At 70.5% G+C, this 21334-nt stretch carries 11 protein-coding genes and 3 pseudogenes; 6 read left to right on the top strand and 8 right to left on the bottom strand.

Features of this window, described 5'->3' with window-relative positions:
• Positions 1–13: 13 nt before the first annotated feature.
• The 4 genes and pseudogenes from OV079_RS47540 to tssA all read left to right on the top strand — a co-directional run bounded on the left by OV079_RS47540 (position 14) and on the right by tssA (position 7459).
• Positions 14–3193 (top strand): ImcF-related family protein, encoded by a 3180-nt coding sequence (locus OV079_RS47540; protein WP_267776733.1) that lies wholly within the window; start codon positions 14–16, stop codon positions 3191–3193.
• A 52-nt stretch (positions 3194–3245) separates the two neighbouring features.
• The gene (gene tssC, locus OV079_RS47535; RefSeq protein ID WP_267776732.1) at positions 3246–4673 is read left to right on the top strand and encodes a type VI secretion system contractile sheath large subunit; all 1428 of its coding nucleotides are present in this window, start codon (positions 3246–3248) and stop codon (positions 4671–4673) included.
• Positions 4670–5059 (top strand): annotated as a pseudogene (locus tag OV079_RS59800) (hypothetical protein); the annotation flags it as partial. The gene tssC (OV079_RS47535) and the pseudogene OV079_RS59800, both read left to right, overlap by 4 nt.
• Before the next feature lie 591 nt (positions 5060–5650).
• Complete coding sequence (gene tssA / locus OV079_RS47525) at positions 5651–7459, top strand: type VI secretion system protein TssA (protein ID WP_267776730.1); 1809 nt, start codon at positions 5651–5653, stop codon at positions 7457–7459.
• Between the two features lie 553 nt (positions 7460–8012).
• Here tssA and OV079_RS47520 read toward each other — a convergent pair.
• From OV079_RS47520 to tssD, 8 genes and pseudogenes are all read right to left on the bottom strand, one after another.
• Positions 8013–11405 carry an RHS repeat domain-containing protein gene (locus tag OV079_RS47520; RefSeq protein ID WP_267776728.1) on the bottom strand — a complete coding sequence of 1131 codons (3393 nt, stop codon included), beginning with the start codon at positions 11403–11405 and terminating at the stop codon, positions 8013–8015.
• Between the two features lie 3 nt (positions 11406–11408).
• Complete coding sequence (locus OV079_RS47515) at positions 11409–12299, bottom strand: PAAR domain-containing protein (protein WP_267776725.1); 891 nt, start codon at positions 12297–12299, stop codon at positions 11409–11411.
• Positions 12296–13486: a tetratricopeptide repeat protein gene (locus OV079_RS47510; protein WP_267776723.1), complete on the bottom strand. Its 1191-nt coding sequence runs from the start codon at positions 13484–13486 to the stop codon at positions 12296–12298. Before OV079_RS47510 ends, OV079_RS47515 begins: the two co-directional genes overlap by 4 nt.
• 8 nt (positions 13487–13494) lie before the next feature.
• Positions 13495–15843 carry a type VI secretion system Vgr family protein gene (locus OV079_RS47505; RefSeq protein ID WP_267776721.1) on the bottom strand — a complete coding sequence of 783 codons (2349 nt, stop codon included), beginning with the start codon at positions 15841–15843 and terminating at the stop codon, positions 13495–13497.
• A complete protein-coding gene (locus OV079_RS47500; protein WP_267778809.1) occupies positions 15822–17321 on the bottom strand; it encodes an AAA family ATPase in 1500 nt (499 codons plus the stop codon). Before OV079_RS47500 ends, OV079_RS47505 begins: the two co-directional genes overlap by 22 nt.
• Positions 17321–18064 carry an AAA family ATPase gene (locus OV079_RS47495; protein ID WP_420829595.1) on the bottom strand — a complete coding sequence of 248 codons (744 nt, stop codon included), beginning with the start codon at positions 18062–18064 and terminating at the stop codon, positions 17321–17323. The genes OV079_RS47500 and OV079_RS47495 overlap by 1 nt, the downstream gene beginning before the upstream one ends.
• Before the next feature lie 48 nt (positions 18065–18112).
• Positions 18113–18418: pseudogene (locus tag OV079_RS60695) on the bottom strand (Clp protease N-terminal domain-containing protein); the annotation flags it as partial.
• An 89-nt stretch (positions 18419–18507) separates the two neighbouring features.
• Positions 18508–19002 (bottom strand): type VI secretion system tube protein TssD, encoded by a 495-nt coding sequence (gene tssD, locus OV079_RS47490; protein ID WP_267776718.1) that lies wholly within the window; start codon positions 19000–19002, stop codon positions 18508–18510.
• A 329-nt stretch (positions 19003–19331) separates the two neighbouring features.
• Here tssD and tssB point away from each other — a divergent pair, with 329 nt between their 5' ends.
• Together tssB and tssC (OV079_RS59790) are read left to right on the top strand one after the other, a co-directional pair.
• Positions 19332–19808, top strand: a complete 477-nt coding sequence (tssB, locus tag OV079_RS47485) for a type VI secretion system contractile sheath small subunit (RefSeq protein ID WP_267776717.1) — start codon at positions 19332–19334, stop codon at positions 19806–19808.
• A gap of 67 nt (positions 19809–19875) precedes the next feature.
• Positions 19876–21332: pseudogene (gene tssC / locus OV079_RS59790) on the top strand (type VI secretion system contractile sheath large subunit).
• Positions 21333–21334 lie beyond the last annotated feature (2 nt).

Here is a 21334-nt window from a genome sequence, read left to right as displayed (position 1 = left end):
CAAGTCCACCCTCGTGCGCGCGGTCCCCGGCGCGCGCGAGTCGGCCCCGCCCGCCGCCGACGAAGTCGCCGGCCAGCCGCGATTCTACGGCGCCGGCGGCCTCGCGTTCGTCGAGCTCCCCGACGAATTCACCGACCAGCCGGCCTTCCTCGCGCTCCTGCGCAAGATCGGCGGCAAGCGCCCGCGTCAGCCCGTCGCCGGGATCCTCGTCGTCGTCCGCCTCGACCTCCTCGACCAGCAGCCCGAGGCGCTGCTGGCCCGCACGCGCGCGCAGATCGTCCGGATCGCCGGCGAGCTGTCGGTGCGCCCGCCGGTCGTCCTCGCCTGCACGCACCTCGATCGGCTCGCGGGCTTCGCCGAGTTCTGCGACGGCCTCCCCGACGTCGACCGGCCCCTCGGCGTCACCCTCCCCGCCTGCGACAGTCCGCAGGCCGTCGCCCAGGCGCTCCAGGCCCGCCTCGCCGAGCCGCTGGCGTGGATCCGTCAACGCTGCCACGCCCTGGTGGCGCGGCCGCGGCCCGACCAATCGCAGCACCACCGGCAACAGGCCCACCTCTACGGCTTCTGGCAGCAATGCGACGAGCTCGCCGCCCGCGCGGTCGGCTGCGCCGGCTTTTTGGCCGCCCAGCCGCTCCCGGGCGGCGAGTCGCTGCGCCCGCGCGGCGTCTACTTCCTCGCGCCGACCGCGGGGCCGCCCGCGAACGCCTGGCTCGAGCGCCTGGCCCAACGGACAGGTGGTTCCCTCGCCCACGACGCCAGCCCCGCCGGTCCGGCCCCTGCCTTCGTGCGCGGCCTGTTCGCCACCGACCTCCTGCGCGACAGTCGCCTCGCCACCCGCCTGCGGCCGTTCCGCTGGCGCCGCGCCAGCATCCAGGCCGTCACCGGCGCGGCCGCGGCCGGCTTCGCGGTCTACGGCGCGGTGGCCGTCACCGACTCGGTGCACGCCCATCACGAGCACATGCAGGCCACCTGGGACGCCGCCCGCGAGGTCCTGCCGACGCACCCGCGCAAGCTGACCGCCGCCCCCGCGCTCGATCGGCTGCGCCAGGTCGTCGAGGCCTGGCGCAGCCCGCCGCCGTGGCGCCGCGACTGGGGCCTTTTCCGCGGCGACCTGCTCGCCGAGCCGGTCGCCGCGGTGTTCACCCGCGCGGTCTGCCGCGGCGTCCTGCGCCCGCTCGCCGCCCGCAGCGAGCAGGTGTTGCACAAGTTCGTCGCCCAGCACGCCGGCCACAGCGTCCCCGGCAAGGCGCAGCAGCGCGAGATCCTCGACCACCTGCGCTTCTACACCTTGCTGGCCGCCAGCACCCCCGAGCACCGCACCTGGTCCGGCGACGAGTTCACCTGGCTCTCCGACCAGGTCCGCGCCCAGTGGTCGCGCGACGAGCCCGCCGACGACGCCACCCTCGCGCGGGTCCTGCAGGCCCACGCCGAGTGGGTCCGCGACCGGTTCGCCGGCGTCGACCCCGGCGACGAGCCCTGCACCGCCAGCGGCGGCGCCATCGCCCTCGCCTTCGACGACAAGCTCGTCACCCGCACCAGCCAGATCCTCGCCCAGCTTCCGCCCGAGGATCGCGTCCTCGACCGCCTCCTCGAGCAAGTCAATCGCAACCCGGCGCAGGGCCGCATCGACCTCGTCGGCACCCACGTCCGCGCCGGCGCGCCGGTCGTGCCTGCGTTCACGCGCGCCGGCTGGGACGAGCTCGGCCACGCCATCCGCGGCGCCGCCTACCGCGAGGACGACGGCCACTGGTTCCTGCGCAACCAGCGGGCGCCGATCGATCATCAGGAGTACTGCTTCAAGCTGCGCGACCGCTACGTCGATCGCTACATCGACGCCTGGCGGGCCGCCGTCCGCGCGGTGGCGATCGACCACTCCGCCGACCTCGACAAGCTCGAGCAGGTGCTGCGCGGCCTCAGCGACAACACCCCGCTGCGCCACGTGTTCGCCTCGGTCGACGCGCACACCCAGCACCTCGACCCGCTGACCTGTCCCGCGCCCGGCCTCGGCATCAGCGCGCTCGCGCTCTACGTCGAGCGCAACGCCCGGGACGCGCGGCCGCAGACCTCGGCCGTCGTCGGCCAGCGCGACGCCCGCGACATCGGCGACAGCTTCGCGCGCTTCGTCGGCTACGGCGTCGCCGCGGCGCCGTCTCGCGGCTCGCGCAAGACCGACGACGGCGGCCCGCGGCCGCTCGACACCTACCACGATCACCTCCGCGACCTCGCCACCGGCCTGCAGCAGGCCCGCAAGAACAGCGAGCGGCTGCCGGGCCTCACCCAGCAGGCCAAGGACATCCGCCAGCAGCTGATCGCCCAGATCGATCGCGGCGAGCACGGGCGCTGGAGCGACGACCTGCGCGAGCTCGTGCTGCCGCCGCTCGACGACCTGATCCTCCTCGGCGACAAGGACGCCGCCGGCTCGCTCAACCAGAGCTGGTGCACCACCGTCGTGCAGCCGCTGCGCACCATGCTGCTCGGCCGCTACCCGTTCGACCCCGAGGCCCGGGCCCAGGCCGCCGTCGCCGACGTCACGCGCCTGTTTCACCCCGTGAGCGGCGAGATCGCCAAGTTCCGCGACGCCCACCTCGGCGGCTTCGTCGAGACCAGCGGCACCTCCGTCGACGCGCGCCCGCTCGGCATCGACGCCGACCTGCGGCTCGACGCGAGCGTCGTCCGCTTCCTCGACGACGCCCACAAGCTCGGCCTGCTGTTTCACCCCGAGGACAAGCCCGGCCTCGACCTCGCCGTACAAATGACCTGCCATCACAACATCAACCAGCTGATCCTCACCGTCGACGGCGGCGAGACCCGCTACATCTGCGCCCTGCCGAAGCCGCAGAGCGTGCGTTGGCCGGGCGAGAAGGACCCGCGCGGGGCCGCCCTGGTCGCTTACGGCAAAGGGGGCGCCCAGGACACCTTGCCGAACCAGGGCGCCTTCGCCCTGTTCAAGCTGCTGGAACGGGGCCACCCGCGGCGCACCGCCCCGCGGCACGCCTTCACCGCGACCTTCGACTTCGGCAAGTTCGGCGCCATCGAGCTCGGCTTCACGCCGCAGGCCGTCCTCGGCGGCTCGCTCGTCTACGGCTTCGGCGCCGACACCCGCTTCCTCGCGCCGATGCGCACCCCGTCGCTGCGCTCGCCGCCGCAGTCCCTGTTCGACGGCGTGCCCTTCTCCTGCGCGGGAGCCCCATGAGCCTCGTTGCCATGCTCCTCGCGGACCTCCCATTCCCCTGCGAGGCCATCCCATGAGCATCCTCGCCGAGCTCTGCGCCGACCTCCCGCCGCCGCGCCGGGCCATGCTCGGCCGCGCCCTCGCCCTCGTGCTCGCCGGCCTCGCGCGCGACGCCCCGTTCGACGCCCCCCAGATCGACCTCACGCTCGCCGAGCTCGAGCGGCGGCTGTTTCGCCAGCTCGACGCCATCCTGCACCACCCGCGCGTCCAGGCCCTAGAAGCGGCCTGGCGCGGCCTCGCCGGCCTCGTCGACCGCGTCCGCTTCGCCGAGAACATCCGCGTCGAGCTGCTCGCCTGCAGCAAGCAGGACCTCGTGGACGACTTCGACGCCGCCCCCGAGGTCGTGCGCAGCGGCCTCTATCACCTCGTCTACGACCAGGCCTTCGGCGTGTTCGGCGGTCGCCCCTACGGCCTCGTCTGCGCCGACTACGAGTTCGGCCCCGGCGCCGCAGACATCAGCCTCCTGCGCCAGTGCGCCGCCGTGGCCGCCATGGCCCACGCCCCGTTCGTCGCCAACTGCGACCCCGACTTCTTCCGCCTCGGCGACTTCGCCGGCCTCCCGCGCCTGCGCGACCTCCGGGCCGCCCTCGCCGGCCCGCGCTTTCGCCTGTGGCAGGCCTTCCGCGCCAGCGAGGACGCCCGCTACGTCGGCCTCTGCCTGCCGCGCGTCCTCCTGCGCGCCCCGTACGACGTCGACGCCACCCCCACCCTCGCGCTCCCGTACCGCGAGTCGTGCAGCCGCCACGAGCACTTCCTGTGGGGCCGCGCCTCCTACGTCTTCGCCGCCACCGCCGCCGCCTCGTTCGCCCGCCATCGCTGGTGCGTCCACATCCTCGGGACCCGCGCCGCCGCCGACGCCGACCTGCTCCGCTGGGACTATCCCACGCTCCCGTCGATCTGGCACCGCTGCCCGCTCGAGGTCCAGCTGACCGCGCGGCTCGCCCAGGCCCTCGCCGACGAGGGCCTCATCGGCCTCGTGTACGCGCGCGCGACCGGCCGCGCAGTCATCCTCGCCGCGCCCTCGGTCCAGCGGCCGCGCGCCTACGCCTCCCGCGATCAGACCATCAACGAGCACCTCGGCGCCCAGCTCCCCTACGTCTTCCTCGTGTCCCGCCTCGCGCACTACCTCAAATGCGTGCAGCGCGAGCGGATCGGCCAGTGGCTCGACCGCTCCGCCCTCGAGCGGGAGCTCGAGCTGTGGCTCCGGCAGTACGTCTCCGACCAACCCGACGCCCAGTGGGAGGTCCGCGCCCGCCGTCCGCTGCGCCAGGCCGCCGTGGCCGTCGAGCCCGTCGAGGGCCAGGCCGGCTGGTATCGCTGCCGCCTCCAGCTTCAGCCGCACATGACCCACAACAGCGCCTCCTTCACCCTCTCGCTGGTCGGCAAGCTCGACCGCCCCGTCGGCGATACGCGCAGCCCGGCAGCCCCCGCCGGCGCCTGACGAATTCACCGCAACGAATCGACGCCCGCCGACTGCGGACCCTCCGCGAATCGTCGCTCCCGTCTCCGCCCCTCTCTCGCGCAGAGATCGTCCAATCCTTACAGCTCCGCCGGCGATCGCCGCAACCAATCGACTCCCATGTCCGCCCCCTTCACCTTGCCAGCCTCGCTCGTGGCCGAGCTCGAAGCCCTCCTCGCGCCCCCGACCGCCCCGCGTCCGATCGCCACCGACGAGCGCTATCAGCAGATCCGCCAGGAGGTCGCCCGCCCGAGGCGCCCGTCGGCGGCGAGCCCGACTGGCGACGGATCGCCGACCTCGGCGCGGCGCTCCTCCGCGACGCCGCCAAGGACCTCCTCCTCGCCGCGTACACCGCCCTCGCGCTCGCCCGGACCCGAGGCCTGCCCGGCGTCCACCTCGGCCTCCTCGCGCTCACCAGGCTGCTCCACGCCCCCGGCCTCGCGCCGGCGCGTCCGCAGCACCGCGCGCGCGCCGTCGAGTGGTACCTCGCCCGCCTGCGCCCCGACCTGCTCGCGCTCTCGCCCATCCCCGAGCACGCCGAAGCCCTCCGCGCCCTCCCCCTCGCCGTCCGCGCCCTCCGTACCAGCGCCCAGGACACCCTCGGCGACGCCGCCCCGAGCTTCGGCCCGGTCCTCCAGGCAGCGGAGTCGCTCTGCGCCGGCCTCCCGGAGGAGCCTGTCCGCGAGGACACGGCGAACGAGGGGCATGTCCTCCGCGACGAAGCGATCGCGCACGGCTCCCCCGAGCCCTCCCCAGCCCAATCACCTGTCCCTTCGGACAGATCGTCCGCTCCACCTGCCCCTTCGGACAGCCACTCCCTCGCCGGCGCCCGCGGCCCCGCAGCGCTCTCCCAGTCTGCCCCTTCAGACAGTTCCGTCCAGGTCGAAGGCCGCACCTCACATGACCCTTCGGACAGCCCGCCTGCTCCCCCCGTCGCCCCGCCCGGCCCGCTCGACGGGTTGCGCGTCCTGGCAGCGCCCTGGCTCGCCCCGCTCGCCGCCGACCCGCCCTGCGGCCCCGATCCCGTCGCTCACGAGGCGTTCGCCGAGCTCCGCGCCGAGGTCCAGAAGCTCAGCGCCATCGCCACCACCACCGTCGACTGGGCGATGATCGAGGCTCGCAGCGGCGAGCTCCTCCAGCGTCACGCCAAGGACCTGCGCCTCGCCGCCTACTTCACCCTCGCCCGCCATCACCGCGCCGGTCTCACCGGCCTCGCGCTGGGCCTCACGATCGCCGCCGAGCTGTTCGACGCCCACCCCGCGGCCCTCCATCCCCGACAGCCGCGAGCGCGGCGGCTGATCACCGAATGGTTGATCGCCCAGGTCCTCACCGCGCTCCACGCCCGTCGCTCTCCCCTCCCCGCCGGTGAGTTCGCCGCGCTGGAAGCCGCCTGCGATCGCCTCGGCGCCGTGCTGCGCGAACGACTGGGCGACGACGCCCCCTCGCAACGACCGGTCCGCGAGGCCCTGCAACAGCTCGCCCCGCTCGAGCCCGAGACCCCCGCCGACGACGCCTCGACATCCGCCGCAGACACGACCAGCCCCGCGCGGTCCCCCTCATCCCCGCTCTCGTCGCCCGCAAGCCCAGCCGCGCCGTCCGCGTTCTCCTCGCCCCTCGCAAGCCCAGCCGCGACCCCGCCGGCCGCGAGCGCGTCACCCACGAACCCAGCCGCGGGGCCTGCATCCTCGGCGCCCGCCGCTCCCTCACCGGTGAGCTCGCCCACCGCCCCTGCTGCCCCCGCGTCGGCCACCGCAGGCTCGTCCGCAGGTCCCGCCAATCTCTCGCCCGCCGCGAATGCGGGTACCACGACGGCCCCTCCCATCGCCCCCGTCGTCGTCCAGACCGCCACGAGCGTCGCTGCCCCTGCCGACCTCGCCCAGATCGATCGCTTCCTCGACGCCACCGACGACGCCCTCGTCCACGCCGCCCGCAGCCTGCGCGAGGCCCAGCCTGCCGATCCACGGGCCTATCGTCTGCTCCGGATCGGCATCTGGCTGCGCCTCGCCAGCCCGCCCCCGACCCGGCCCGACGGCAACACCGCGATCTCCGGCCTCGTCGAGCGCGACCGCGCCGCGCTCGACGAGCTCGCCGCGCGTCAGCGCTGGCTCGACCTGCTCCACCGCAGCGAGAACCTCCTGCGCACCCATCGGCTGGTCCTCGACCTCCAGCGCCACAGCGCCGCCGCCCTGACCGCCCTCGGCCCCGACTACGCCTCCGCCGCGCTCGCCCTGCGCGCCGAGCTGTGCGGCCTCCTCCTGCGCTTCGCCAGCTTGCCCGGCCTGCGCGACCGCGACGGCCGACCGCTGGCCGACCCCGAGACCCAGCGCTGGCTCTCGGAACATGTCCTTCCGCGCAGCCGCCCCGCCGCGACGACCCCGGCCGCCGAGGCCGACGTCGACCCCGCCTTCTGGTCCGAGCTCCCCGCCCGCCTGCGCGGCGACGACCGCGAAGCCGCCCTCGCCGAAGCCCAGACCCGCATCGACCAGGCCCTCCCGCAAGGCCCGCTTCCTGCGCAGCCTGGGCCTCGCGGAGGCCGCCCTCGACGCCGGCGACCCTCGCCTCGCCGCCCTCCTCTTCACCGCCCTCGCCGCCGACGCCGAGCGCCAGCGCATCGATCAGTGGGACCCCCGCTCCTCGCCCGCTGCCTCGCCGGCGCCGCCCGCAGCCACCACCGCCGCGGCCAGCCCGCCGCCCGCGACCAGGCGCTCGAGCAGCTCAGCCGCCTCGACGCCCCTACCACGGCAGCCCTGCTCACCGAACTGCCCTAAGTCTTTGGTTTTGCCAAAACCTGCTCGCAAAGCTTCATGATTGCTCAGTTGGCCATAACAATTCAATCGACTTCCAAGGCTGCCCTCTGCCAATTCGTCTATTTCGTCGCTATGCTCAACAAATACCGGCAAATCAGAAAACCGGATAATCACACCAGCGGATAAAAGATCCTTCTCAGTCACATTTGAAAACAACAGGAAGTTCTCGCCATCCTCGGCTTCCAGGGAGGCAACACAGGCTTCACCTTGCATCGCATATACATGACTAAGTCCTCCCGACGGGTCCATCGACACATGAGAATTGCGTTCCATAAAACTTCGCCACCGCCGCTAAGAAGGTACGAGTTGACATCTAGCGTCGGATCAAAACGAGACTCCTCTTCGATCTGAATTAGGCCCACTGAATCGAGAGCAGCTCGCAATTCAGCTCTCTTCATGCGAGTATACACTCGAACATGATGGGACAATTGCGCCATCAGAAATAACGCACGGCGCCATTGTTCACCATGGAACCTGCCTGACCGATCGAGAACCCCTATATGGATCACGTAATTCATTGTCTTGTCCGGCAAGGATTAATCCCAGGTAACGCCCGGGAGAGTGGGCAAACGATCACCAGGAACGAAGGTTGTCCCGTTCTTGGTCGCAGGTGTGTCTGGATCTGTGTTCGCGAGGCGGAAAATTTAGGTTTTGTCTTTCCAGGAGGAGGATGATCTGATAGTTTTTTAACATGATAATGATCACCCGGATAGTGATCCGGGCCATCATGCTCGGGATGAAATTCGATCCTGTAGGTCTTACCCTCAGCAGAAAACTCATAAACTACCTTACCGTCGTCCTTTACGGTTTTCTGCAAGCCCTCGTAACCATTCGGGAAGAGTCCATTAGGATCTTGCGGGAAACGTCCCTTGCCGTCGGCGGCGAGATTATCTGACGGTTCACTGGGAGTCGGTTTTCGACATTTCGGACAATCTTCCTCTTGATGCTCGGTCTTGCATATCGAGCAAACGGTCTCGAGCCCCCGCGGGTCGAACTGCACCAGCGGGCAGCACGTGTACGCGTAGAGGTTGAGCCCGCCGCCCGTGCCGGCTGGGTCCTCCTCGAGATACCGCCCGAGCTCTGGGCTGTAGTAGCGGAACCGGTTGTAATGAAGCCCCGTCTCCGGATCACAAAACTGCCCCGCCAGCCGCAGCGACACGTCCAGCGTCCCGACGACCTCGGCGAGCCCGTACGGGGCCAGCCGCGCCGACCACGCTCGCCCGCCCTCCGCGTCCAGCGCCGCGACCGGCGCGCCGCGCTGGTCGGTGACGAGGTAGTGGAGCGTGCCGCGCTCGGCATCCATCGAATCGTAGTCGATCATCAGCCAGGGCGTCAACGCGAACTCGTCGACGTACACGTACACCCGCACGCGCCCGTCGGCGCGGACCTCCGCCGCGAGGCGATCGGTGTCCCAGAAGTACTCCGTCCAATCCGCCCCGAATGTCTTGCGAAGACGCCGTCCGAGCGGGTCGTACTCGGCGGTCCACGGCGCGTCCAGGCCTTCGATCCGCCGCAGCCGGTCGAGCGCATCGCGGTGGAACCGCAAGCTCTTCCCGTCGCGCTGCCACGTCGCTACGTTGTTGCGATGGTCGTAGCTCATGTGCCCGCGGTTCGCGGCGAGCAGCAGGTTTCCGGACCCCACGGTCGCCGCGCGCAGGTGGGGCGCCTCCACCAGGTTCGCCGCGGCGTCGTAGCGGTAGACGTCCGAGGCCCCGTCCGGCCCGCTCACCGCCGCAAGCTGGTGGGCAGCGTCGTACTGGTAGCGCGTCTCACCCCGCTCCGAGTCGCGGACAGCCAGCAGGTCGCCCTCGGCCGAGTAACCGAACACGCGCCGCCACACCGCGTCACCGTGGACCGGGAACAGGTGTTTTCCCAGGCAACGGCCCTCCGAGTCGTACTGCGCGACCTCTCGCGCGCCACAGGCGAGGTGGCGAATCACCGTCCCGCCCGGCTCGAGGACCAGGCGATGCGAGTTACCGAGCGGGTCGACGACCTCGAGCGTGCGGACATCGAGCCGGCGATAGCGCGTGGTGAAGCGCCCCAACACGGTCGTCTCCGCCAGCCGGCTGCCGACGTAGCGGTGCTCCACCCCACGACCGTCACGCCAATCTCGCCGGCGTCGGCCCCGCGGCGTGTACGCGAACTCCAGCGCGTGATCCGACCACTCGATGCGCGCGAACTGGCCCGCGGGCGTGTACTCGTAGCGGTGCTCCTCGCCATCGGCGAGGCGTCGCCGCGACTTCAGCCCGTCGCGGCCGTACTCGTACGCGACCAGCATTTGCCCTTGCGCGTCGTGCTTGGCGACCAGGTTGCCGGCCTGGTCGTGGCTGTAGGTCTCCACCAACTTTTCGCAGTGGTGCACCTCGGTCAGCGCGTCGCGGAGGTCATAGCGATAGAGATGGCGATTCCCCGCCGGATCGACGACCGCCGCGATTTGATTCGTCGCCGTGTACTCGTAGCGGATCGTGCGCCCCAGCGGGTCCTTGGCCGCGACGCGCATGTTCCCGCCGGCGAACTCGAACTCGTAGCGACCACCGTCGTGGTCGGCGTACCAGCGGACCCACCCGTTCGGCGTGTAAGCCCACCTTCGCGGCGCGCCCTCCGGCCCTCGCTCTTCCACCAGCAGCCCCAGCTTGTCGCGTCGACAAGACGCCTCCGCTCGCTCGTCGCGCTCGTCGAACAGGGCCGAGAAGATCGAAGCCCCGCCCGCGAACACCGGCGCGATGCCGGCCGAGGCCAGCGGCGCGCCATCGAGGACCTCCTGAGACAGATCGCCGAGCTCGAGCTCGCACGGCGTCCGCGGCACCCGATGCGGCAGCGGTCCCGAAGGGCTGTCTCGCCGGCCGCAGCCCGCCCGCAGCCGTCTGCCATCCCGCGATCTGTCCAGCCACGCCGTACACCGGCCGGCGCGAGTTTCCGGCGGCGTCCGTCTCGCAGACGAGCCGCCCTGCCTCGTCGTATTCGAACCGCCGCGCCCCTCCGTACGGGTCGATGATCTCCGTGATCGACAGCGTCTCGTCGTAGCGATACAGCCAGAGCCCCCCGTCGGCCCGTCGGACCTCCGTCGCCTGCGCCTCGGGCAGATAGCGGAGCCGCACCTCCCCCCGCCGTCGTGCCCGCGCGAGACGACACAGCGCCCCTGCGCGTCATATTGGTACTCGAAGCGATAGCCGTTGCGATCGACCCGCGTCACCATGCGACGCGCCTCGTCGTAGGCGAACGTCTGCGCGTGCCCGTAGCGGTCGGTCGCCGCCAGGAGCTGGCCGTCAGCGTCGTAGCGGTAGCGCATCAGCGCCAGGGGACGCCCTTCCGGCCGGGACGGGTGGCGGGCCAGCCAGATCGCGGTGATGCGACCGCCGTCGTAGTCGAACGTCATGACGCGGGCGTCCGCGTCGTCGGCCGCTCGAATCAGCCGGCCGCGAGCGTCGTGTTCCAGCGCGATCGACCATGTCCCGAAGGACATCCTCCTGGGCCGCCCCACCGCCTCGACGTGCGGCACCGCAAAATCGATCGTCGCCCCGGTCGGAGCCTCCACCGCGAAGCCGCCGGCGAGCGGGCGCAGCACGAAGCCTTCACGCTCGACCCCGGCGCCGTCGCTAGCGAACGGGAACAGGATCGTCTCGCCGTCGGGGTGCGTGTACAGCCAACCGTCCACCACCGCGCGGAGCGTCCGGTCATGCTCGTGCGTATGGCCCCATCCCAGCGGTCCCGTGGCCCTCGACGCCGTCGAGTAATACCGCCGCCACACGAAGCCGCGCGTATCGTCGCCCCACTCGCCTCCGAGGCGTCCCAGCGGCAGCGTGAACTCGGCCGCCGCGTCGGCGAGCGTGCCCGTCACGACGTCGACCGGGTCGCCGACCCATCTCAAACCCTGCCGTCCGCCGCAGCCTGTCGACCGATACGCCATCGCCTACCTGCAAGTCTTGTTGCCCTGCTGGTTCTCTTCGAGCTTGCCGCGCTTCTTCGGCGGCAGCTCGGCGCCGGCCAGCTTGCGCTGTAACGCCGCCATCCCGCTCGGCACCGGAAAGCCGCCGATGACCACGTTCGGCGCGCCCAGCAGGATCGCGCCGGTCGGTGAGCCGATGCAGGGCGGCTTCCCCATCAGCATGCCCATCGCCATCGCCGCGGCGTCCATCGCAAGCTGCGCAGCGCCCATCTGCGCGGAGAGGGCGAACCCCTCCGCGACCGCCGGGTCCGTCGCGTCGGCCGAATCGACGCTGTCGGCAACGACGCCGGCCACCTGCGCGCCCATCCCCGCCACCATCATGCCCATCATCGCCGCGTTCGCCCCCCGCACGACCTTGGCCATCGCCGCACCCGCCTTCCACTTCGGCGGCGGCGGCCAGCAGTGCTTCGTGATGTCGAACATGCGGGCTGCTCGCGCCCCGCCGATGAACACCTTGGACGAGCCGGTGAAGATCTCGAAGCCCGGCAACGGCAACCCGAGGCAGGTCGGGTTCAGACCGATGTCGCCGACCCGCGCGGCAGGCAGCCCGTTGATCAACACCGACACGCAACAGCCCATCAGCGTGGCGCCGATCACGGGCAGCACCACCATCGGCAATGGCAAGTGTGCGTGCGGCAATCCCACCGCGAGCGAGCCGACAGTCGCCGCCGGGAACGACGGCCACACCTTCGCCAACCCCGCCGTCGCCTTGGCGAACCCCTCGTTGAACATGTCCACCGGCGCGTTGACCATCCCCATCGCCTTCCCGATCCCCTCCTGCAGCGTCCGCGCCGGATTGGCGGGCTGGGGCGGCGGTTGCTCTCGCGGCGTCGCCAATACCGCCACCGTGCTCATTGCCCACCTCCGAGGAACGCCGCGAGCTCCCGCCGCAGCGGCTCCGAGACCCGCAGCACGCTCGCGTGCAGGCGCGGCCGCAGCTCGTCCAGCAGCGCCGAATGTTCGTGCTCTCGCGCCACCCGGGCGGCCGCCAGATAGCTGGTCGCCGCGTCATCGACGGCCCCGCGGAGCTCCTGCAGGCGCCCGCGCCACTGCAGCGCCTGCGCGTGACTGGTCGCGTCGGGCACCACCATCGCCAGCCGCTGTGCACCGTCGTAGAACGTCTCCGCGTCGGCCCGCCGGTCGAGCTCGAAATACAGCCGAGCCAGGCTCTGCGTGACGATGAGCATCACCAGCGCTGCCCCGGTCGAGCTCGCCGGAACCAGCGCGCGCTCGTACCAGGCGAGCGCCTCGAGCATGTCTCTTCGCGCATATGCGACGTCACCGATGCCGTGCAGCGCCAGCGCGGCCAGCACCGGGCTCTTCGCGTGGTCCGCCCACGCGTGAACCTGGCGATACCCGACCACGGCTGCCTCGTGGCGCCCGCTCACGGCGTCGAGCGCCGCCGCCTGGAGCAGCGCCTCCGCGCGCCGCTGCGGCGGTGCATCCGGGTCCTGCGCCTCCTCGACGACGCTCGCCTGCAGCGCCGCCGGCGACAGGTCCACCGCCATGCTGCCCACGAACCGAGGCAGCTCTGCGAACGAACATCGCCGGGCGTGGAGGAAGATCCGCATGCGGTGAAACCACGGCGGCCAGCCCGCCGGAGCCGTCACCAGGCCTCTCACGAACGCGGCCGCCGCATCCTCGTCCTCGACCGTCAGGGGCACGAGCACCACCACCAGACGCGGGGAACCTGCCCCAGGAGCCAACATTTGGGCGCGTCCGAACTCGAGGGCCGCCCGCACTCGCTCCACCGCGGTTCGTCGCGGATCGATGCACGCTCGCGGCAGCTCGAGCTGCGCGTCACCGGCCACCTCGCGCGCGGTGGCGAGGAGCCCCTCGGCGATCGTACCGGCGTAGGCGTCGCTCGACGCGAACGCGTGCGGGAACGGCAAGAACACGTCCGAAGAGGTCGCGTCGAGCCGCTGCAACGCTGCGTACACCCACGGGAGCTGCGCCGGCTCACCGTCCAGCACGCAGAGCCCATGCTCGTGCCCGGCGATGAAGTCGACGAGTTGTCGCTCGAGCTGACGGAGCGCGCGCATCCATGCCCTCAGTTGATCTTGATCAGCGCGCCCGAGATCTCGTGGACCCCGATCGCAGTGCTGTTGATCTTGGGGCCCGATACCGTGACCCCGTCACCCTTGATCGTGATCGCGCTCGCCCCTACTTGCAGCGAGATCTCGTCCGCGGCCACGAGCTTGATCGTCTTTCCGCGGACCTCGACCGCCTTCGCAGCGACGGCGACCGCGTTCGGGGCCGCGATGTCCACCGAGTCCTTCGACTCCAGCGTCGCCTTCCCCTTGCTCTTCAACATCAGCGTCGAGCTCGTCGACTCCAGCGACACCTCGGCCTTGCCCGAGAGCCCGAGCTTCGCCGTCACCGACTTCACGATCACGGACTGGAGCGCCTTGAGCAGCATCACCGACGTCTGCGAGCGGAGGATCACCGCGCTCTTGGCCGTCGCCACCAGCGCCGCCGTCTTCGCCTTGATGTTGACCGACGTCTGCGCGGTCAAGCTGATGCTGGCCGTCTTCGACGTCGACGAGATCGACTTCTGGACGGTCTCCGAGTGCGTGCCGGACTGCACCGTCAGCGAGTTGTTCCCCGACTGCACCGTCAGCGAGCTGTTCCCCGACTGCACCGTCACGCTGCGGTCCATCTTCACCGTCGTCGTGCTCTTGCCGGCGACGACCGTGAGCGACTCGTCGCCCTCCGTCACCGACACGCTGCGGTTCCCGGTGATCGTGAAGCTCTGGTTGCCGCCGACCGTGAACGTCTGGTCGGCCGTCACGTTGCGACTGTTGTCGTTGAGCACCACCTCGTTGAGGTCGCGCTGCGCGTGGAGGAACACCTCCTCCCCGCCCTTGCGGTCCTCGAAGCGGAGCTCGTTGAAGCCGCCGCCCCCCGGCGAGCTCTCCGACTTGATGGTGCTCTTCGTCTTCTCGTCCGGCAGCGGATACGGCGTCGAGTTGTTGGCGTGGTACACGCGCCCGGTGATGATGGGGCGGTCGGGGTCGCCCTCGATGAAGTCGACCAGCACCTCGTGGCCCACGCGCGGGATGAACATCGCGCCCCAGCCGAGCCCGGCCCAGGCCTGCGACACGCGGACCCAGCACGACGAGTTCTCGTCGTGCTGGCCCTCGCGGTCCCAGTGGAATTGGACCAGCACGCGCCCCTGGGCGTCGGTGAACACCTCCTCGGCGCCGGGCCCGACGACCGTCGCCGACTGCACGCCCCGCACGACCGGTCGCGGCGTGCGCCGCGGCGGCCGCCACGGCGTCTTCTTGTCGATGCACGTGAACTGGTTGCCGTAGGAGAACGAGCCCTGCGCCGCGTCCTCGTCGAGGACCTGCGGCTGATTGCCCTGGTGCGAGACCTGCGTGAGCAGCAGCTCCTGGTTCAGCTCGATGCGCCGGTGCCCTTGCAGGACGAAGCTGTGGCCCGGCACCAGCCGCATACAGTCGCTCGTCCCCGCCGCCTGTCGACGCCCCACCTGCAGCGCCTCGAGGCGGATCTTCGCCAGCGACTTGCCCTGGTGCGGCCCGCCCGCGCTCGGCTCCTGGAACTCTCCCGGGTAGTCGTAGACCTCGAGGTCGACGTCTCGCTTCGCGCTCGCGTCGACGTCCATCGCCTGCTCCGGCTTGTGGAAGTTGAAGTCGCGCAGCGACACCTTGCCGGGCCGCACGCTCTCGACGACCCGCAGGGCGTCCACGTGCTCCCGGTCGCGCAGCTCGCCGCCGGGATTGAACCACACCACCGGATCGCCGGAGATCGCCGCTTGCGCCCCGCCGTCGTCGCCGAACACCATCGTCGCCCGCGCCTCGCCGTGCTCGAAGGCGTAGAAGATCCCGTCCTCCTCGAGCAGACGGCTGACGAACGCCAGGTCGCTCTCGCGGTACTGCACGCAGTAGTTCCGCGGGGCGTAGCCGGCGACCAGCGCGAAGCGAAAATCATCGCGCGACAGACCGGCCTGGCGCAGCACCTCGGCGACGATCTCGGGCGTGCTCTTGTGCTGGAAGACGCGGCAATTATGGCGGTGGAGCAGCTTCCACGCGCGCGGCACGAGGGTCAGCTCGTACAACTGATAGCGCCGCGACTCGCCGACGTACTCGATGCTGGCGACCTCGCCGTGGACCTGCCGCGCCCCCGCGCTCCCTTCGATCCGGAGAGTCGCGGCCTTGCCGACCACCGACGACAGCTCGAGGTCCCCGGCCGCGATCTCGACCTGGAACTCGTAGAGCGTCGACAGGCCCTCCTGCCCGCTGAAGCGGACCACACCGATCCCTGGCGGGACACCCTCGATGGCGATCGAGAAGGACGCTCGATTCCCGAGCAGCGCCGCTGCGACTGCGACATCACGTTCATCGACATCCGCTCCTATCGAAGCTCGATCTGCCACCCCTCGCCGCCGAGCCCGACCACCGCCTCGCGCACCGCCTGGCCGGCCGCGAACGCCTCGAGCAGCTTCTGGCTCAGCGTCGGCATCAACGAGCTGCGCAAGATCGCCTCGACGTTGCGCGCCCCCGCCTCCGACTCGGTGCAGCGCTGCGCCAGGTCGTCGACCATCTCGGACGCGAACCTCGCCTCGATCTTGTGGCTGTCCCACAGCCGCCGCTTCAACGCCCCCAGCTTGAGCTCGGTGATCTCGCGCAGCACCTCGGGCGGCAGCGGCAAGAACGGCACGATCGTCATGCGCGCCAGAAGTGCCGGCTTGAAGTGGCGGCTGAGCGCCGGCCGGATGGCCTCCGCGATCGCCTCGGCAGTACACCCCGGCTGGCTCGCCCGCTGCATCACCAGCTTCGAAGCCAGGTTGCTCGTCAGGATCACCACCGTGTTCTTGAAGTCGACGACGCGACCTTCGCCGTCGGACAGCGTGCCCTTGTCGAACACCTGATAAAACAGGTTCATCACCTCGAGGTCGGCCTTCTCGCACTCGTCGAGCAGCACCACCGAGTACGGCCGCTGTCGCACCGCCTCGGTCAGCACGCCGCCCTCGCCGTAGCCGACGTATCCGGGCGGCGAGCCGATCAGCCGCGACACCGAGTGCTTCTCCTGGAACTCCGACATCGCGATCGCAGTCATGAAGCGCTCGCCGCCGTACAGCAGATCGGCGAGGGCCGTGGCCGTCTCGGTCTTGCCGACCCCGCTCGGCCCGACGAACAGCAGCACCCCGAGCGGCGTGCTCGGGTTGTGGATCCCCGCGGCCGCGATGCGCAGCGTCTCGGCCACCACGCGCACCGCGCTGGCCTGCCCGCGCACGCGCTCGCCGAGCCGGTCCTGCAGCGACAGCAGCGCGCCGAGCGTATCGCTGCGCATCTTGCCGGCGGGGATCCCCGTCCACGTCTCGACCACGCGCGCCACCGCGTCCGCGTCGACCTCCGCGTGGATCAGGCGGTCCTCGCCGCCGATCGCCTGGAACCGCTCGTCCGCCGCCCGCTTGGCCGTGCGCGCCTCCTCGCCGGCCTCGCCCTGGCGCAGCCGCTCGCGCGCCGCCTCGACCTCGGCGAGCGCCGCTCGCTCCGCCTCCCAGCGCCCGCGCAGCGTCGCCAGCGCGTCCTGGACCCCCGCGTGCCGGCCCTCCACCTCCGCCTGCGCGTCCCCGTCGATCGCCGCGCCCTCCTCGTGCTCCCGTTTGCGCAGCTCGAGCTCGCGGCCCAGCGCCGCCAGCCGCTCCTCGTGGGCCACGATCGCCTCGGGCTTCGCGTCGTGCTCGATGCGCACCCGCGTCGCCGCGGTGTCGAGCAGGTCGACCGCCTTGTCCGGCAATTGCCGCCCGGCGATGTAGCGGTGCGACAGCTTGACCGCGGCGACCAGCGCCTCGTCGCGGATCGTCACCTTGTGCGTGGCCTCGTAGGTCGCCCGCAGCCCGCGGAGCATCACCAGCGCCTGCTCCTCGGACGGCTCGTCGACCTTGACCGGCTGGAACCGGCGGGCGAACGCCGCGTCCTTTCGAAGTACTTCTTGTACTCCGACCAGGTCGTGGCCGCGATCGTCCGCAGCTCGCCGCGGGCCAGCGCCGGCTTGAGCAGGTTGGCCGCGTCGTTCTCCTTGCCGACGATCGTGTGCGCCTCGTCGATGAACAGCACGATCGGCCGCGTCGACGCCTTGACCTCCTCGATCACCGCCTTGAGCCGCTTCTCGAACTCGCCGCGCACCCCGGCCCCGGCCTGCAGGAGCCCCATGTCGAGCTCGAGCAGCTTGACCCCGCGGAGCGGCTGCGGCACGTCGCCCTCGACGATCGCCCGCGCCAACCCCTCGACCAGCGCCGTCTTGCCGACGCCCGGCTCGCCGACGATGATCGGGTTGTTCTTGCGCCGCCGCGCCAGGATCTCCGCGAGCTGGCGGATCTCCGCGTGGCGCCCGAAGATCGGGTCGATCTTGCCCTGCCGCGCCTTCTCGGTGTGCGACGTCGTGAACCGGAGCAGCGCCTGCTCGCCCTGGGCCGCGGCCGCGGTCGGAGCGTCGGCGCCGCCCGCCTGGCCCGCCGGCGGGGTCGCCAGCGCCGCCTCCTTCGTCCCCGCGGTGATCGCCTCGAACTCGCGCCGCAGCGCCTCGATCGCCAGCGCCGCCAGCTCCGGATGAACCTCGGCCGAGTAGCGGTGCGCCCGGCTGGCGTACATCAAGAGCAGGTGCCCGGTGCGCAGCTCGTGCGCCCCGTATTGCAGCGACGCCAGCACCCACGCGTCCTCGAGCCACTGGAACAGGCTCTCGGCGAACACCGGCCGGCCGGCGTTGCCGGTGCGCATCTGCTCGAGCACCCGCTGCACGCGCCCCCGCAGCCGCGCGACGTCCTGCCCGGCGTGGAGCAGGAGGGCCCGCGCGTCGGTGTCGTCGGCGCCGAGGATCGCCAGCAGCAGGTGCTCCGGCACGATCTCGTAGTACCTGCTGCCGGCGGCGTGACCGACGGCCGCTTCGAGCAGCGCCGTGCAGGTCGTATTGAGGCGACGGACGATGGCTTTGGGTTCGATGCGCATGCGGGGGGAGCCCACCAAAAGGATCTAAACCGCGGGCGCGACGCAGGCCGCGCCCGGGACATCATAAAGACAGCGCCGGGCGCCGCGGCTCAGCCGTCCGAGCGGCTCCAGCTGTCCTCGAACTCGGCGCCGGTGGGCACGTAGATCCAGCGGATCGTGTGATAGACGAAGCGGATCGTCTCGAGCGGCGGCGCCTTGGACTCCGCCGGATCGATCGCGTTCGGGGAGTGGCGCTCGATGCAGTCGACGCGGGCGTTCTCGATCTTCACCGTGAAGAACTGCTCGGTGGTGCCGTCGCCCTTGGGGCTCGGGCGGAAGAACTTGAACTCCGCGTCGATCTTCTCGTTGCGGCACAGCGCCTTGGCCAGCAGCGGCGAGCTCTTGTCGATCCGCTTGACGATCTCCACCGGCTCGTGGACCCGGCGCCCGACCGCCGCCCGGCTCCCGAGCTCGCGCGCGGTCCGGACGTTGTCCTTGAACACCAGGCATTCGATCGAGTTTTCACGCCCGAGGTCGAACTGCGAGCTCTCGCCCGGGATATCTTGCCCATTCGACTTGAGGTACAGGTGCACTGTTTCAGCCATGCCGCCATCATAGCAGAGCGCGAGCGCGACCCGCCAGACCTTTCTGCACGCAAAACCACGCGAAAACCACGACAGGAGGGCCGCCCAGGCCCTTTGCAGCTTTGGTGAGCTGGACTGCATTCAAGCGAATACGGCGTTGTTCTCGTTCGGTTTTTCACCGCCGAGCCCCGCCCACTCACCGCATCGACGGTCATCTCTGTAGTCTGAATCACCAAAATTCCAATCGCATCTTCCGCGTCCCATTCTCCCCACGAACTACCTCGATGCATTTTCTCTGGACGACCTCGCCGTCGCCGGATAAACATCTCGTGATGGTAAATGACCGAGAAGTGTCCACTGCTCCCAAAGAGCGCGTCAACATTCGTTACAAGTCGGCGCTGGGCGACGCCGCCGAGGATATCGAGCTACCCCTGCGGATCTTGATGCTCGGCGACTTCACCGGCGCGCCCGACGAGCGGCCGGTCGAGGAGCGCAAGCCGATCGACATCAATAAGGAGAACTTCGCCGAGGTCATGAAGGCGCAAAAGCTGCAGGCGTCGGTGGAGGTCGAGAATCACCTCGCGCCCGACCAGGGCCCGCTGAACCTCTCGCTGCAATTCGACGGCCTGAACGACTTCCGCCCCGAGGGCATCGCCCACAAGGTCGACCGCCTGCGCGAGCTGATGGAGCTCCGCGACGCCCTCAAGCAGCTCAAGGACCCGCTCGGCAACGTGCCGACCTTCATGAAGCGGATCCAGGCCGTCCTGAAGGACCCGGACAAGCGCGCCCAGCTCATGCGCGAGCTCGGCCTCGAGGACCAGCCCTGATTCGGCGGAGGACAGCACCATGGAAGACCTGGAGAAGCAACGCAACAACGATCTCCTGCGCGGCGTGATGGGCAGTCCGCTCGAAGGCGGCGGCTCGCTCCTGGCCGAGCTGCTCGACGAGGGCAAGCTCAGCCCCGACAGCAAGGCCAGCCGCCAGGGCCTGAGCGACCTGCTCGGCAGCCTGCTGCGCGACCCCGACGCGGCCACCAACAAGAAGGTCGCCGGCGACCGCATCGACGCGCTGATCGCCGACATCGACCGCCGCCTCACCGCGCAGGTCAACGCGCTCCTCCACGCCCCGGCGATCAAGGCGCTCGAGACGGCCTGGCGCGGCGTCAAGTATCTGGTCGACGCGATCGACTTCCGCGAGAACGTCCGCCTCGAGCTGATGCACGCGACCAAGGACGACCTGCTGACCGACTTCCGCGACGCCCCGGAGGTGACCCAGACCGGCCTCTATCGCACGATCTACAAGGACGCGATCGGGGTGTTCGGCGGCAAGCCGTACGGGGTGATGTGCTCGACCCACGACTTCGGCCCGGGCACCGAGGACGTCGAGCTGCTCCGCGGCTGCGCGCAGATCGGCGCGATGGCCCACGTGCCGTTCCTCGCCAACGTCGGGCCGGCGATGTTCGGCAAGCAGTCGTTCGCCGAGATCCCGCAGCTCAAGGACCTGCAGGCGATGTTCGAGCACCCGCGCTACCAGACGTGGAACGCCTTCCGCGAGTCGGAGGACGCGCGCTACGTCGGCCTGTGCATGCCGCGGTTCCTGCTGCGCGCCCCCTACGGCGGCCGCGAGAGCGAGCTCAAGGTCCGCGACTTCAACTTCGACGAGCAGGTCATCGACAAGCACGACAATATCTGTGGGGCCCGGCCTCGGTCGCGCTCACGGCCAAGATCGCCGACTCCTTCGCCAAGTACCGCTGGTGCCCCAACATCATCGGCCCGCTCGGCGGCGGCGCGGTCTTCGACCTGCCGCTGCACCAGTACCACCAGGGCGGCGAGCTCGTGACCAAAAACCCGTGCGAGGCGGCCATCGAGGACCGCAAGGAGTTCGAGTTCGCCGAGCAGGGCTTCATCGCCCTCATCCCGCGCAAGGACAGCAACAACGCCGCGTTCTTCTCGGCCAACTCGGTGCAGCGGCCCAAGGTGTTCCAGCGCACCGAGAAGGGCCAGGCGGCCCAGCGCAACTTCATGCTCGGCACCCGCCTGCCGTACATGTTCGTCGTCACTCGCCTGGCGCACTACCTCAAGGTCCTGCAGCGCGAGCAGATCGGCACGTGGAAGGACCAGGCCCGCCTCGAGCGCGAGCTCAACGAGTGGATCCGCCAGTACGTGTCGAACATGCCCGACCCGCCGCCGGACGTCCGCTCGCGCAAGCCGCTCAAGGAGGCCGAGGTCAAGGTCGAGGAGGTCCCGGGCCAGGTCGGCTGGTACCGCTGCAACCTCAAGGTCGTGCCGCACCTCAAGTACGAGGGCGCGTCCTTCGAGCTGTCGCTGGTCGGGAAGCTGGAGAAGGAGTGAGC

Source organism: Nannocystis pusilla, from assembly GCF_026626665.1.
GTDB classification, from domain to species: domain Bacteria; phylum Myxococcota_A; class Polyangia; order Nannocystales; family Nannocystaceae; genus Nannocystis; species Nannocystis pusilla.
This window is presented reverse-complemented; position numbering and strand designations above follow the sequence as displayed.